Raw genomic sequence first — 13,732 nt, 5'->3', positions numbered from 1 at the left:
ATTAGACTCCCACCTTCCATGACAAGGTACGTAACAGGTCGGCGAACACGCCCGCCGCCGTCACGTCATTTCCTGCTCCGTAGCCGCGCAGCACCAGCGGCAGAGGTTGATAGTAGCGGCTGTAGAAGGCCAGGGCGTTTTCACCGTCTTTCACTTTGTACAGCGGGTCATTGCCACCCACCGCGCTGATGGCGACTTTACATTGCCCGTCTTCAATCATACCGATATAACGCAGTACTTTCCCTTCGTCGCGCGCCTTCTCCACCCGGCGTTCGAACTCGCCGTCCAGCTCCGGCAGGCGAGCCATAAAGGTCGCTACATCGCCAGACGCATCGAAACTGTCCGGCAATACGGATTCGACCCGAATATCGTCCAGTTCCAGCTCGTATCCCGCTTCGCGCGCCAAAATCAGCAACTTACGCGCGACGTCCATACCGGACAGGTCGTCGCGCGGGTCCGGCTCGGTATACCCTTTTTCTTTCGCCAGCAGAGTGGCCTGCGACAGCGTCATGCCTTCATCCAACTTACCGAAAATAAAGGATAGCGAACCCGACAGAATCCCGTTGAATTGAACCAGCTCGTCACCCGCGTTAAGCAGGTTCTGCATGTTTTCGATGACGGGCAGACCGGCGCCCACGTTGGTGTCGTACAGGAACTTACGGCGAGAAGCGGCCGCCGCATCGCGCAGCTGGTGGTAATAGTTCAGGCTGCCGGTATTGGCTTTCTTGTTAGGCGTGACGACGTGGAAACCGTCTTTCAGGAAATCCACATACTGATCGGCCACGGCCTGGTTGGAGGTGCAGTCCACAATGACAGGATTCAGCAGGTGATACTCTTTCACCAGGCGGCTCAGCGTTTCCAAATTGAACGGCTCGCGAGCTTTCGCCAGATCGTCGCGCCAGTGGTCCATCGAGATACCGTTGATATTCGTCAGCAGCGCTTTCGAGTTGGCGATGCCGCACACGCGCAGGTCGATGTGTTTCTGCTTGAGCCAAGGCTGCTGGCGATGAATCTGCTCCAGCAGAGCCCCGCCGACGCCGCCGACGCCAATCACGAAGACATCAATGACCTGCTCGGTATTGAACAACATCTGATGGGCTACGCGCACGCCGGTGGTGGCGACGTCATTGTTGACCACAACAGAGATGGAGCGCTCGGAAGACCCCTGCGCAATCGCGACAATATTGATGTTCGCGCTGGCCAGCGCGGTGAACAGACGCGCCGACAGTCCGCGCAGCGTGCGCATGCCGTCGCCAACGACGGAGATAATAGCCAAACGCTGGATCACATCCAGCGGGTCGAGCACGCCCTCTTTCAACTCCAGATAGAATTCACTTTCCAGCGTTTTGCAGGCATGGCGCAGTTCATTCTGAGAAACGCAGAAGCTGATGCTGTACTCAGAAGAGGATTGCGTAATCAGCACGACGGAAATACCTGAACGGGACATGGCGGCGAATACGCGGGCCGCCATGCCGATCATGCCTTTCATTCCTGGGCCGGAGACGTTGATCATCGCCATATCGCTGAGGTTGGTGATGCCCTTCACCGGATACTGTTTGTCGGAACTGTCGAGTCCGATCAACGTGCCGGGCGCTTTAGGGTTTTCAGTGTTTTTGATGAGGCAGGGGATCTGGAACTGAGCGATGGGGGCGATGGTGCGAGGGTGGAGAACTTTGGCGCCGAAGTAGGAGAGCTCCATGGCTTCCTGATACGACATGGACTTCAGTAACCTCGCGTCCGGTACCTGTCGCGGGTCACAGGTATATACGCCGTCGACATCGGTCCAGATTTCGCAACACTCTGCGCGCAGACAGGCGGCCAGGACCGCGGCGGAGTAATCAGAGCCGTTGCGGCCCAGCACCACCAGTTCACCCTTCTCGTTACCGGCGGTAAAGCCCGCCATCAGGATCACATTGTCCTTGGGTATCGCCTGTTCGTTGATGCGACGGGTCGACTCGGCGATATCGACGGTGGACTCCAGATAATGCCCCTGCGCCAGCAGCTTTTCGACCGGATTAATGACCGAGACCTCATAGCCACGCGCCTGGAACAGGCCTTCCATGATAGCGATGGACAATTTTTCGCCGCGACAAATCATGGCGGCATTGACGCTGTCTGGGCACTGGCCCAGCAGAGAAATTCCGTGAAGTACCTGTTTGATCAGCGCGAATTCCTGATCGAGCAGCGTGTTCAGACGTGCATAAGGAAACCCCGGCTGCGCTTTTTCCAATCCGGACAACAGCGAAGAGAAAATTGTCTGTGCTTCGATAAAATGCGTCTCAGTGTCGTGTCCGGCAACGGTTTTTTCGATCATCGCAACCAGATGGTTGGTAATTTTTGCCGGGGCGGACAAGACGGTGGCAACCTGTCCCTGCCGTGCATTACTTTCAATAATGTCGGCAACGCGAACAAACCGTTCCGCATTTGCCACCGAAGTCCCGCCAAATTTCAACACTCGCATTTTTATCTGTTCTCCTGAATTTCCGTCAACAAAAACGCTCACCGCATTCTTGATTGCCGCTTGTGGCAGGCAGGATTTCGCCTGCCATAAAAAAAAACCCGCACTGTGAAGTGCGGGCCTTTTTGGATTCTTCTTTACGCGTCAGCCCGCACCGCAATACATCGTATCGGTGATAGTAATAATAATCGTGGTAATCAGGCTAAATGGACGCATGGAATAGTCGTATCTCGTTCGTAATCAACTTTTGCTGGCCCTATTAGTTAGGGCAATCACAACGCTAAGTCAATGGATTTCTGATTTTTCGCCCATTCTGCGCACATAACCTGACAGACGGATAAACCACTAAAATATCCAACGACCACAGATTGATTTATAAAAAATAACCCAGTCTTATATTTGACTTCAAAAAACTCATTTCCCCTGATTTTCTTTCGGGAGGGCTTTTTCAATGTCGTGAAGCAGCATATGCAGCATGGCGGTATCCCGCTGTTCGAGCATGCCTAAACGCTGGTGCAGCCAATCCTTGAGTTTGGCATCCTGTTCCGCCCCGATATCCACCAGCAAGCGATCCATACGCTGACGCAGCGCGTTCAGCTGTCCCGACTGCGCTATCGGCGCGTTCTCCGACTGCACGTTCATCAGCGACGAGAGCTGGTGGCAATACACCATGACCGCCTGCCCCAGATTTAATGAAGGATAGTCCGCCTGCATCGGCACGCCGGTCAGGACATCGGCCAGCGCCAACTCCTCGTTGGTCAGTCCGGAATCTTCACGACCAAACACCAGCGCAGCGGAAGAANCCCAGCTTCGCTTCTCTTCCATCACGCCCTGCAATTCGGCTGGCGTGCAGTAGTAGTGAAAACGCGCACGGCTGCGCGCCGTAGTGGCGACGGTAAAATCGACGTCAGCCAATGCCGCCGAAAGCGAGGGGAAGGTCTCGACGCCATCCAGGATGTCTCCTGAACCATGAGCGACCCAACGGGCGGCGGGTTCCAGATGCGCACGGCTATCAACAATGCGCAGCCGGGTGAACCCCATGGTTTTCATTGCCCTTGCCGCCGCGCCTACGTTCTCAGCCCGCGCCGGCGCCACTAAAATAATATAAAACTGCATGACTGCCTCTTCAGATACTGCATCGCCAAAACAAAACGCTCTCCCCTTTCGCGTTAAAGCGAGCAACGCGAGGGTGAGACACAATTTATCACGGATAGCCGCATGGCGATGACAAAGGCATGGTTTACGGCCCGCTGAAAGGCATCAGCCAAACGCGGTAAAAAGTAGGGAAAATTGTGCTCTCAACAAAAAAGCCGTCAGAAGCGAAGGAATACAAAGGGCAAAAATTAGGGATTCAACATTAACGCAACACAAAAACAACAATAGTTTGCTTATTAATTTCCACCGCAAAGATGACGCCATGAATTGACTGAAATAAAGCGCCGAAAATAAAAAACCATTGGTATCACCCTATTACGAACGTTCTCTATCTTCTTTCGGCCGAAAAACCACACGATTTTTAGGCCAAAACGATTCAACATGCCGCCAAAATGTGACTTCTATTGACATTTTCATATCTGTTTTTCACAAAATTTTTAACGTGCTACAATCAAATTTGATATATGTCAACAGAACCGTAAATTTGCTGGCTGGCGAAATCAGTGCTTACTGTTATGTTGCTGTTAATAAGGTTAAACTGTGCGCCACTTTTAAAACTTGAGGCCGGGTTTAGCGCCTCCACTCACCAGCCATTAAAACACTTTGCGGGTGAGTAAAAGTGCATCGAAACGCATTTACGTACTTGAGTCAGTTGGCGCGTGAGACGGTGAACATTATTTCTAGAGCGCCTGAAGAATCCAGACTTTTGTACTTCTCAAATTATCAGTTGGCAATTTTAGGTAGCAAACATGCAGACCCCCCACATTCTCATCGTCGAAGACGAGTTAGTCACTCGCAATACCCTCAAAAGCATTTTCGAGGCTGAGGGATACATCGTTCACGAAGCCACCGATGGTGCTGAAATGCATCAGATCCTGTCTGAGAACGATATCAACCTCGTGATCATGGATATCAATCTGCCAGGTAAAAATGGCCTGCTGCTGGCGCGCGAACTGCGTGAACAAGCCAGCGTGGCGCTGATGTTCCTCACAGGCCGTGACAACGAAGTCGACAAGATTCTGGGCCTGGAAATTGGCGCTGACGATTACATCACCAAGCCGTTTAACCCGCGTGAACTGACCATCCGGGCGCGCAACCTGCTGTCTCGCACCATGAATCTGGGCGGCGGCACGGAAGAACGCCGTCTGGTGGAAAGCTATCGCTTCAACGGCTGGGAGCTGGACATCAACAGCCGCTCGCTGATCAGCCCGAACGGCGAGCAGTACAAACTGCCGCGCAGCGAATTCCGCGCCATGCTGCACTTCTGCGAAAACCCGGGAAAAATCCAGTCCCGAGCGGAACTGTTGAAGAAAATGACCGGCCGCGAGCTGAAGCCGCACGACCGCACGGTCGACGTCACTATCCGCCGCATCCGTAAACACTTTGAATCCACCGCCGATACGCCGGAAATCATCGCCACCATTCATGGCGAAGGTTACCGTTTCTGTGGCGATCTCGAAGAGTGATGGGATGGGCAGACCGGAACGAAAACCTCCGGTCTGCCTCTCTACGGCATTACTGCGTTTTTCCCCACGCCATAATTGGCACCGCGCTGAGCGCATTTTTGGGCGAACCGTCGATAACGCGGTCAGAGTAAGTCAGATAGATCAACGCATTGCGTTTCTCATCGTAAAATCTCACTACCTGCAATTTTTTGAAAATCAACGAAGTGCGCTGTTGAAAAACAACGTTGCCTTTCCCTTTGCTCTTCGTGATTTTCTCACTCAACGTGATCGGCCCCACCTGTTGACACGAAATTGCCGCGTCAGCCGTATCTTCGGCCAGTCCCAATCCTCCCTTGATACCCCCCGTTTTCGCCCGGCTCAAATAGCAGGTGACGTTGGTGACATCCGGGTCGTCAAAAGCCTCCACCACGATTTTATGGTCGGGACCGAACAGCTTGAATACCGTATCTACAGAACCCACTTCTTCAGCACTCGCTGAAACCGCAACGCTTAGAAAGAGNCCGAGACTCAACAATGACTTTTTAAACATTCTGCAATTTTCCTGATATGTGGCCATCACTCATGGCGTGTAGAGGTATCTGAAGAAAACTCATTATTCTTCACCTGTTGCGAATAGTCACTTTGCCGACGGGCACCCTTCAGCCTTGACCTGAAATTCCAGGCAGTCGTAGATGAAAAAAGTTGCTATCATGCAACGTCTTATAACCTTTATCGCTCTGAGTGTTCTATGAGGACGAGCTATGGATCAAGCCAGTATCATACATGACCTGCTTAACTGGCTGGAAGGTCACCTGGACCAGCCTTTGTCGCTGGATAAAGTTGCGGCAAAAGCGGGTTATTCGAAATGGCATCTGCAGAGAATGTTCAAGGACGTCACGGGCCATGCCATCGGCTCTTACATCCGTGCCCGACGCCTGACCAAAGCCGCCGTGGCGCTATGCCTGACGAGTCGGCCCATTCTGGATATTGCTCTACAATATCGCTTTGATTCTCAGCAAACCTTCACCCGCGCGTTTAAGAAACAATTTTCCCAAACGCCAGCGTCATACCGTCGATCGGATGACTGGAATACTCACGGCATTCAGGCCCCAATCCGACTGGGCGCGTTTACTATGCCCCAGCCTGAGTTCATCACACTGCCAGAACTCAAACTGGTAGGCCTGACGCAAATTTACAGCGGCACCTTGGAACAGCTGTGCCATTTCCGAATGGAGCTTAGGGTACATTACTGGCGCCAGTATCTCGGCGAGGCCAAGCAAATTCCAGACCGGTTATATGGATTGGCGCACTCTCGGCCGAGCAAAGAAAAAGATGACGAGCATGAAGTGCTCTATACCACGGCGATGGAGCCCGATAACGTGCCGGAAGGCACGGCCCCAGGAGAATCCATCACCCTGCCGGGCGGCGAGTATGTGAAGTTCGACTATGAAGGCCCGAAAGATGATCTTCAGAACTTTATTGTCAGCCTGTATGACACCTGCCTGCCGACCTTCAAGCTGACCCGGCGCAAAGGGTCCGACATCGAGCGTTTCAAGCTGTCCGGCGGTGTGAGACCGGATGAAGCACCTGCGGTGATTTGCTGCGAATACTTCATCCCGGTGCGGCGCTAGCGCTGCAGTTCGTCCAGTGCCGGGGCATCCAGATGGGATACGTCTCCGGCCGTCTCAACGACCCAACCAGAAGCCAGCCACGGGCTCTGCTGATGGTCGATACGGGACAGCGAACAATTACGCAAACGAAGTCGGCGCTCTGCCCAGGCAGGTAAACCCAGTAGCGTTCCGAGCAAACAGCCCAATGCAATACCGTGGCTCACCAGCAAAGGACGGCTACCGGGGGGCAGAGTCAGGCAAAACTCAAGCACCTTGTGCGTCCGCTCGGCCAATTCGGAGAGTGACTCCCCTTCAGGAATACGACCATTCTGTGTGCCATCCACAATTTGCTTGCGCCATCCTTCTTCTTCGCTATTAAGCGAGTCGATCAGACGCTCTTCCAGAACCCCCATGTTCAGCTCACGCAGGTTGGGTTCGAGCAAAATGGGGCAACCGCCGCAGCCCTCTGAAATGATTTCGGCCGTACGGCGCGTTCGGCCCAGATCACTGGTGATGATGTGGGTAATTCCCAGATGTTTTACCCGTTCCGCCACGCGATGAGCCTGCTGCTCACCCGCCGACGTCAGCTTGCTATCTGATTGACCCTGGATGCGCCGCGCCACGTTCCATTCGGTTTCTCCGTGGCGAACAAGATATACCTGTAACATGATTGTTTTCCGTTATACTGCGTCAAATTAACGACTAGAGTAGAGAACATTATGTATTACGTTGTAGCGTCTACGACTAACCCGGCAAAAATTAACGCCGTAACTTTAGCATTTGCTGATGTTTTTGGTGCGGAAAATTGCCGCATTGAGGGAGTCGACGTAGACAGCGGCGTGCCAAATCAGCCCTTGGGTTCCCCGGAAACACGTACGGGGGCGAGAAACCGCGTCATGATGGCCCGTCAGGTTCGTCCCGAGGCCGATTTTTGGGTCGGGGTTGAGGCCGGTATCGAAGACAACATGACCTTCGCCTGGATGGTTGTCGAGAACGCGACAATTCGGGGAGAGTCCCGTTCTGCCAGTCTGATGCTCCCTGAAGCGGTCCTGCAAGGGATTCGTGAAGGCCGAGAACTAGGCGATGAAATGGCGCGCCTGAGCGGTATTGAAAATGTGAAACAAAAAGGCGGCGCGATCGGCGTGTTCACTAACGGTAAGCTGACCCGAGCCAGTGTTTATCATCAGGCCTTACTGCTGGCCCTGGTACCGTTTCAAAACACGTTGTTTCAACAAGCGGTTTCCAAGGCGTAAACCGTCTCTCATCGAACTCCCCTACTTTTTTCCCAGAAGCTGCGTCTCAAGCCAATTCTTCAAGTCGGGCGGCGCAGCTTTCAAACTGTTCGACCCGCGCGTGATGGTTGCAATTCCAGCCCCTAATTCGTTTTTCAGCTCTCGCTGACTTAGATCACCGCGCATCAATTCCTGAATAATACGCACCCGTGTTCCAAGCGCGGTACGTTCATCCGCCGTTAACAGCAGCTGCAGCAGCGGTAGCGTCAGATCGTCCTTCACCGACTGTCGTAAGAGATCCAGAAAATAAGACCAGTTTTCATTATCTTCTTCCGACAGTGCGGGATCGTGAGGAGATGGTGTCGTCATAGCCTTTTGCCATACCAATAAACTAGTACGCAAGCATAGCATGTTTTAAGAAACGAATTTACCTCGTAAAGCGCCTTTGCATGCGTTATCAGGCCAAAGCCGCCACTGCCGACGACCTGGCCCACTGCCGGTCTAGTAGCGACGCTGCCACTCGCTGTCCATTAACACGGGCGAGTTATGTTTTAAGAAATAGCGGTAATACGCGTCATAAGCCAGCACATTTTTGACGTAATTCCGCGTTTCCGAAAACGGGATACTTTCCACAAACGCGACAGCATCGATACGCCCATTGCTGTTTCTCAGCCAGGTATTGACCCGAGAGGGCCCGGCGTTATACGCGGCAGACGCCAGAATGCGGTTTTGACCAAACGACTGGTAGACATACTCTAAATAGAGTGTGCCCAGTTCGATGTTGGTCTGGGGATCCATGAGCTGGGTACTGTTGGAATAACTCGCGACATCAAATTTTTTGGCGGTGTGCAACGCCGTCGCCGGCATCAACTGCATCAGACCTGACGCGCCCACAGCGGATTTCGCCTGAGAATTCCACGCGCTTTCCTGTCGCGCTATCGCCATCGCATAGCTTTGAGAGATGTCTTTGCCCTGCGTCGCACGACGAAATTCATCATTCCAGGCAAGCGGGAAACGCTCTTCCAGATTGTCCCACATTTTGGCGATAATCGTAGCCTGAACGCTAAGATCGTACCAGCCTTGCTCGAAGGAAAAACGAGCCAGCGCCTCCTGCTGTAACCGCTCACGACTTGCCACCAGCCCTGACCACTCGGAGCGCGCCAGATTATCCATGTGCCAGTACATCAGCTCACGAATACGCGCGACTTCAGCAAGTTGCTCCACCGTGCGATCGGGTTTGGCCGCCACCTTGATCGTCAGCGGATATTGGGTTTTCAGCTGCTGCGCTGCGATCATCGGATAGAAACCGCGGGCTTTCATCAGGTCACGCAGCTGCGCTTCGCCTTCTGCACGTTGCCCATTTTCGATTGCCAGCCGAGCTCGCCAGTATCGCCACTCGTCCTTTTGCAATGTCTCGGCAGGCAGGCGCGCCAACCACACCGCCAGTCCACGTTGGTCGCCTTCTCCCAACGCCATTCGCACGCGACGTTCCAGCAAGGCGGTTGACTGACTACGTTGTATCACCGCATCACGCCATTCCGCCTGCTCGCCAGAGATCTCTTTCCCCATCAGACGCCATACCACGTCCTCTTCCATCTTGCTGCGCTCGCTGCTACTCATCCCCTGTAAACGCACGATAATGGGCAACATGGAGCGCGCCTCATCAGGGTCCTGACGGGCAACGCGTGTAAACGCCGTCAGCGTAACTTTACGGCTGAAATCCGTCGGCCCGACGGTACGGGCGAAGTGTTCCAGCGTCATAGGATCACGCTGCAGCGCGCTTAACGCATCGGCGATGGTTTGATAGTCCGGCGGCAACTGCCGCGCCAGATGCGCCACTAAACTACTGCTACCCGACTCCATCGCCAGGAGAATACGCTCAAGAACCACCGAGGGCGTCAAAATTCCCGACTGCTGCCAGGAAGTCAGCAAATTGTCGCAGCTCGCAGGCAGCGAGCGACCATTCAACCAGATATCTCGGTTCTGCTCCCATAAGCCCTGACGCTGCCCTGTGACCCACTTGGCATAGAGATAGTTGCAGCGGGCGGCCATCGGCTTGGGCATTGACGGGCTGAACGCCAACAGTCCTCGCCAGTCCTCACGCCTCGCCAGCTCGTTAATGAAGCTGGTCTGCAAATTATGAGTAACGGGAAGTGTGGGATGCGACGCGATAAACTGTTTCGCCTGAATGCTCGTCAGTTGGGTTAAATCCTGCGTCAGAGAACGATATTCCAGATAAGGATAAAGCGGGTAATCCCGCAGGGTAGGCATTAATTGCGCCACGGTATCCATCTGGTTCGCATCCCAGGCGGTCTTCACCTGCTGATAGCGTTCACGTTGACTGGTAAGAGAATCAGCCTGCGCGGCAATCGAAACTCCAGCCAGAGAGACTGCCACCAGGGCATAGCGCCAATACACCGCTTTGAACATACTACGCTGACCTCATTCGTTATCGTTTATCTGCCCGCAGGCGCCCATGCTCCCAGCACCGATGAGCCTGCCTAACCGCCGTCATGCTTGTCACATCCGCTAAGTGTGGCACATCCAGTCAGACAACGATACGCCAGCATGGAATATTCATCACTCGGAAAATTAACGGTATTTATGCCATTTCCTAGCAGGTTCCCAGTTATCAATGAAACTTTACTCTGTCGTTGCATCCCCTTGGAATCCGTTACGCAAAGCAGACGACCAAAACGCTTGACGGCTGGGATCGCCGGCTGAAAACAGCTAAACTTCGTCACAGTGAACTCATCGGCCGGATTAGCGTGCTACGCCCGCATCCGACCGATTCCCCTACGGTGCGGCGAAACTGTCTGCCGCCGCGCTAACATTGATAGAGAGAGGCTCAGAGCAACGTGGCTCAATACGTTTATACCATGCACCGCGTCGGCAAAATTGTTCCGCCGAAACGCCATATTCTGAAAGATATCTCCCTCAGCTTTTTCCCGGGCGCCAAGATCGGCGTACTTGGTCTGAACGGAGCCGGTAAATCAACGCTGCTGCGCATCATGGCCGGAATTGATAAAGACATTGAAGGCGAGGCTCGCCCGCAGCCCGGCATCAAGATCGGCTATCTGCCGCAGGAACCCCAGTTAAATCTGGAGCAGACCGTACGCGAAGCTATTGAAGAAGCGGTCGGTGAAGTCAAACAGGCGCTGACTCGTCTGGACGAAGTCTACGCGGCCTATGCCGAGCCAGATGCGGACTTCGATAAACTCGCCAAAGAACAGGGCGAGCTTGAGGCGATCATCCAGGCGCATGATGGCCACAATCTCGACAATCAGCTGGAGCGCGCGGCAGATGCGCTGCGTCTGCCGCCGTGGGATGCCAAAGTGGGCAATCTCTCGGGTGGGGAACGTCGCCGCGTCGCCATTTGTCGACTGCTGCTGGAAAAACCAGACATGCTGCTGCTGGATGAACCGACCAACCACTTGGATGCCGAATCTGTCGCGTGGCTGGAGCGCTTCCTCCACGATTATGAAGGTACAGTCGTGGCGATCACCCATGACCGTTACTTTCTCGACAACGTGGCGGGTTGGATTCTGGAACTCGACCGTGGCGAAGGGATCCCCTGGGAAGGCAACTACTCTTCCTGGCTGGAGCAGAAAGACCAGCGTCTGGCGCAGGAAGCGTCTGCCGAAGCGGCTCGTCGCAAGTCTATCGAGAAAGAGCTGGAGTGGGTGCGACAAGGCGCTAAAGGCCGTCAGTCAAAAGGCAAGGCTCGTCTGGCTCGCTTTGAAGAACTCAACAGCGTTGAGTACCAGAAGCGTAATGAAACCAGCGAACTGTTTATCCCGGCCGGTCAGCGCCTCGGCGACAAAGTCCTGGAAGTGACTAACCTGCACAAGTCTTACGGCGATCGTGTTCTGATCGACAATCTCTCTTTCACTCTGCCAAAAGGCGCGATTGTGGGGATTATCGGCCCGAACGGCGCGGGTAAATCCACGCTGTTCCGTATGTTATCCAGTCAGGAACAGCCGGATAGCGGCGAAATCAGCTTGGGCGAAACCGTCCAGTTGGCCTCCGTCGACCAGTTCCGCGACAACATGGACAACAGCAAAACCGTCTGGGAAGAAGTTTCCGGTGGTCAGGACATTATGCGCATCGGCAACTTCGAGCTGCCCAGCCGCGCCTATGTCGGCCGGTTCAACTTCAAAGGCGTGGATCAGGGTAAACGCATCGGCGAACTGTCGGGTGGTGAGCGCGGACGTCTCCATTTGGCGAAGCTGCTTCAGGTTGGCGGCAACATGCTGCTGCTTGATGAACCGACCAACGACCTGGATATCGAAACCCTGCGAGCGTTAGAAAACGCCCTGCTGGAATTCCCGGGCTGTGCCATGGTTATCTCGCATGACCGCTGGTTCCTGGACCGTATCGCGACCCACATCATTGATTATCAGGATGAGGGCAAGGTCGAGTTCTTCGAAGGTAACTTCACCGAATACGAAGAGTACAAGAAGCGGACGCTGGGTGCGGAAGCACTGGAGCCTCACCGCATCAAATACAAGAAAATGGCGTAACGTTTTTAACGAAGCATAAGTCATGAGGCTCGCCCCAGTGCGGGCCTCTTTTATCTGCGTCTCTGCAACGTCGGTTTTGAAATAGTTTTTCACACATTGTCGACCAATTGACTTACACAGTTCAGCGAATCGATCTCCGTGTCTGACGGCACCTCTCCCCTAAACCCGAGCCGCCTTTTCCCCCTATGGATAGCTCGACATCAGTTTAGGTCTGGTCTGGTCTGGTCTGGTCTGGTCTGGTCTGGTCTGGTCTGGTCTGGTCTGGTCTGGTCTGGTCTGCAAGGCTATCGTCCATATCAATGGGCCTCAATAGTGGCCCTAAAGCACGCCCCCTTCGCTGAGCAAAGCATCAGACGAAACCTACTCTGCCATTAGCCAGAAACTGAGCGCTATCCGCTGCGTTGATTCTCTGACGTTTGCGGAAAGAAAGCCTCATGCTGCAACACAAAATCAATGAAACAAGCCAGCGCAGGCGAGTTCAATTTACGACTGGGGTAGACGAGATACAGATCGTTCGGCTCCNCCTGCCATTGCGGTAACACTCTTAGCAACGTTCCAGCGGCGATAGCTTCTCGACTCAGAAACTCGGGAAGAAGCGTAATACCGCCATCGGCAATCGCACATGCGCGAGCGTAGAGCAAGTTATCCGTGACGTGAGAACGCGGAAGCAGACAGTGGTAGTACTCTTTTTCCCGATGCAGGACCCACTCGGTCCAGGCACGATGCGCGATGCAACTGTGCTCCTGTAGCTGACGCGGGTGCATCAGCGGCGCAGCGCGATCCAGATAACGGCTGGACGCCACCAGATATCGCGGCGTTAATCCCAGTGCTCGCCCTATCAGGGATGAATCCTGTGGTTTACCCGTGCGCAGGCCAATGTCAAACCCATCGGCGACCAGATCGATCACGGTATCCGACACCGACACTTCGAGCATGACCGCAGGAAAGCGCTGTTGAAACTCAGCCGTCAATCCCGCCAGCAGAGTCGCTCCCACGCCCGCCGGGCTGGTAATGCGTAACCGACCGCTTGGATTATCCCGCAGATGCTGGATCGTCAAATCCGCGCGCTCCTGCGCCTGCAGCATCTCCTGACAATGAATCAGATAGCGCTCGCCAGCGAACGTAAGGTTGATTTTACGCGTTGTGCGGTTCATCAACCGCAGTCCTAGCCGCTGCTCTAACAGGCTGACGCGCTGACTCAAGCTCGACTTCGCCATGCCTGCCCGCTGCGCAGCCTGTGTGAAGCTACCGCTCTCAGCGACCAAGGCGAACAGCGCCATATCCTTTAGTTGATTAAACATGATTGTTC

General features: G+C 54.1%; 12 protein-coding genes and 1 other annotated feature. Of the genes, 4 read left to right on the top strand and 8 right to left on the bottom strand.

Features of this window, described 5'->3' with window-relative positions:
- Position 1: 1 nt before the first annotated feature.
- From thrA to SB13_RS03645, 3 genes are all read right to left on the bottom strand, one after another.
- A complete protein-coding gene (gene thrA / locus SB13_RS03650) occupies positions 2-2,461 on the bottom strand; it encodes a bifunctional aspartate kinase/homoserine dehydrogenase I (RefSeq protein WP_026739043.1) in 2,460 nt (819 codons plus the stop codon).
- 87 nt (positions 2,462-2,548) lie between these two features.
- Positions 2,549-2,667 (bottom strand) — a sequence feature (Thr leader region).
- Positions 2,603-2,674, bottom strand: a complete 72-nt coding sequence (thrL, locus tag SB13_RS18145; RefSeq protein WP_072000207.1) for a thr operon leader peptide — start codon at positions 2,672-2,674, stop codon at positions 2,603-2,605. It overlaps the preceding feature by 65 nt.
- Positions 2,675-2,872: 198 nt before the next feature.
- Positions 2,873-3,574, bottom strand: coding sequence for a tRNA/rRNA methyltransferase (locus tag SB13_RS03645; RefSeq protein ID WP_026739042.1), 702 nt, complete (start codon positions 3,572-3,574; stop codon positions 2,873-2,875).
- A 788-nt stretch (positions 3,575-4,362) separates the two neighbouring features.
- Here SB13_RS03645 and arcA point away from each other — a divergent pair.
- Entirely contained in the window at positions 4,363-5,079 is a 717-nt protein-coding gene (gene arcA / locus SB13_RS03640) for a two-component system response regulator ArcA (protein WP_026739041.1), read from the top strand.
- Positions 5,080-5,128: 49 nt separating this feature from the next.
- On the opposite strand, the gene creA is transcribed toward arcA, so the two are convergent.
- Positions 5,129-5,608 carry a protein CreA gene (creA, locus tag SB13_RS03635; RefSeq protein WP_026739040.1) on the bottom strand — a complete coding sequence of 160 codons (480 nt, stop codon included), beginning with the start codon at positions 5,606-5,608 and terminating at the stop codon, positions 5,129-5,131.
- 211 nt (positions 5,609-5,819) lie between these two features.
- Here creA and robA point away from each other — a divergent pair, with 211 nt between their 5' ends.
- Positions 5,820-6,689 (top strand): MDR efflux pump AcrAB transcriptional activator RobA, encoded by an 870-nt coding sequence (gene robA, locus SB13_RS03630; RefSeq protein ID WP_026739039.1) that lies wholly within the window; start codon positions 5,820-5,822, stop codon positions 6,687-6,689.
- Here the strand turns inward: robA and gpmB are convergent.
- Positions 6,686-7,336, bottom strand: a complete 651-nt coding sequence (gene gpmB, locus SB13_RS03625; RefSeq protein ID WP_026739038.1) for a 2,3-diphosphoglycerate-dependent phosphoglycerate mutase GpmB — start codon at positions 7,334-7,336, stop codon at positions 6,686-6,688. The genes robA and gpmB overlap by 4 nt on opposite strands.
- 51 nt (positions 7,337-7,387) lie before the next feature.
- Between gpmB and yjjX the strand changes: the two genes are divergently transcribed.
- A complete protein-coding gene (yjjX, locus tag SB13_RS03620; RefSeq protein ID WP_026739037.1) occupies positions 7,388-7,921 on the top strand; it encodes an inosine/xanthosine triphosphatase in 534 nt (177 codons plus the stop codon).
- A gap of 21 nt (positions 7,922-7,942) precedes the next feature.
- On the opposite strand, the gene trpR is transcribed toward yjjX, so the two are convergent.
- Complete coding sequence (trpR, locus tag SB13_RS03615; RefSeq protein ID WP_026739036.1) at positions 7,943-8,269, bottom strand: trp operon repressor; 327 nt, start codon at positions 8,267-8,269, stop codon at positions 7,943-7,945.
- A 132-nt stretch (positions 8,270-8,401) separates the two neighbouring features.
- Positions 8,402-10,330: a murein transglycosylase gene (gene sltY / locus SB13_RS03610; RefSeq protein ID WP_026739035.1), complete on the bottom strand. Its 1,929-nt coding sequence runs from the start codon at positions 10,328-10,330 to the stop codon at positions 8,402-8,404.
- Positions 10,331-10,758: 428 nt separating this feature from the next.
- Here sltY and ettA point away from each other — a divergent pair, with 428 nt between their 5' ends.
- A complete protein-coding gene (ettA, locus tag SB13_RS03605; RefSeq protein ID WP_036150797.1) occupies positions 10,759-12,423 on the top strand; it encodes an energy-dependent translational throttle protein EttA in 1,665 nt (554 codons plus the stop codon).
- 389 nt (positions 12,424-12,812) lie between these two features.
- Here the strand turns inward: ettA and SB13_RS03600 are convergent, their stop codons facing one another.
- Positions 12,813-13,724, bottom strand: a complete 912-nt coding sequence (locus SB13_RS03600; RefSeq protein WP_026739033.1) for a LysR family transcriptional regulator — start codon at positions 13,722-13,724, stop codon at positions 12,813-12,815.
- Positions 13,725-13,732 lie beyond the last annotated feature (8 nt).

The organism is Lonsdalea quercina subsp. quercina (genome assembly GCF_000688695.1).
GTDB classification, from domain to species: domain Bacteria; phylum Pseudomonadota; class Gammaproteobacteria; order Enterobacterales; family Enterobacteriaceae; genus Lonsdalea; species Lonsdalea quercina_D.
The sequence above is the reverse complement of the archived record's forward strand: the minus strand, read 5'-3'. Positions and strand labels throughout refer to the sequence as shown.

Excerpts from the sequence above, each read along its gene's own strand:
- thrA (WP_026739043.1), bottom strand. The coding sequence starts at position 2,461 with ATGCGAGTGTTGAAATTTGGCGGGACTTCGGTGGCAAATGCGGAACGG.
- arcA (WP_026739041.1), top strand. The coding sequence starts at position 4,363 with ATGCAGACCCCCCACATTCTCATCGTCGAAGACGAGTTAGTCACTCGC.
- robA (WP_026739039.1), top strand. The coding sequence starts at position 5,820 with ATGGATCAAGCCAGTATCATACATGACCTGCTTAACTGGCTGGAAGGT.
- gpmB (WP_026739038.1), bottom strand. The coding sequence starts at position 7,336 with ATGTTACAGGTATATCTTGTTCGCCACGGAGAAACCGAATGGAACGTG.
- yjjX (WP_026739037.1), top strand. The coding sequence starts at position 7,388 with ATGTATTACGTTGTAGCGTCTACGACTAACCCGGCAAAAATTAACGCC.
- trpR (WP_026739036.1), bottom strand. The coding sequence starts at position 8,269 with ATGACGACACCATCTCCTCACGATCCCGCACTGTCGGAAGAAGATAAT.
- sltY (WP_026739035.1), bottom strand. The coding sequence starts at position 10,330 with ATGTTCAAAGCGGTGTATTGGCGCTATGCCCTGGTGGCAGTCTCTCTG.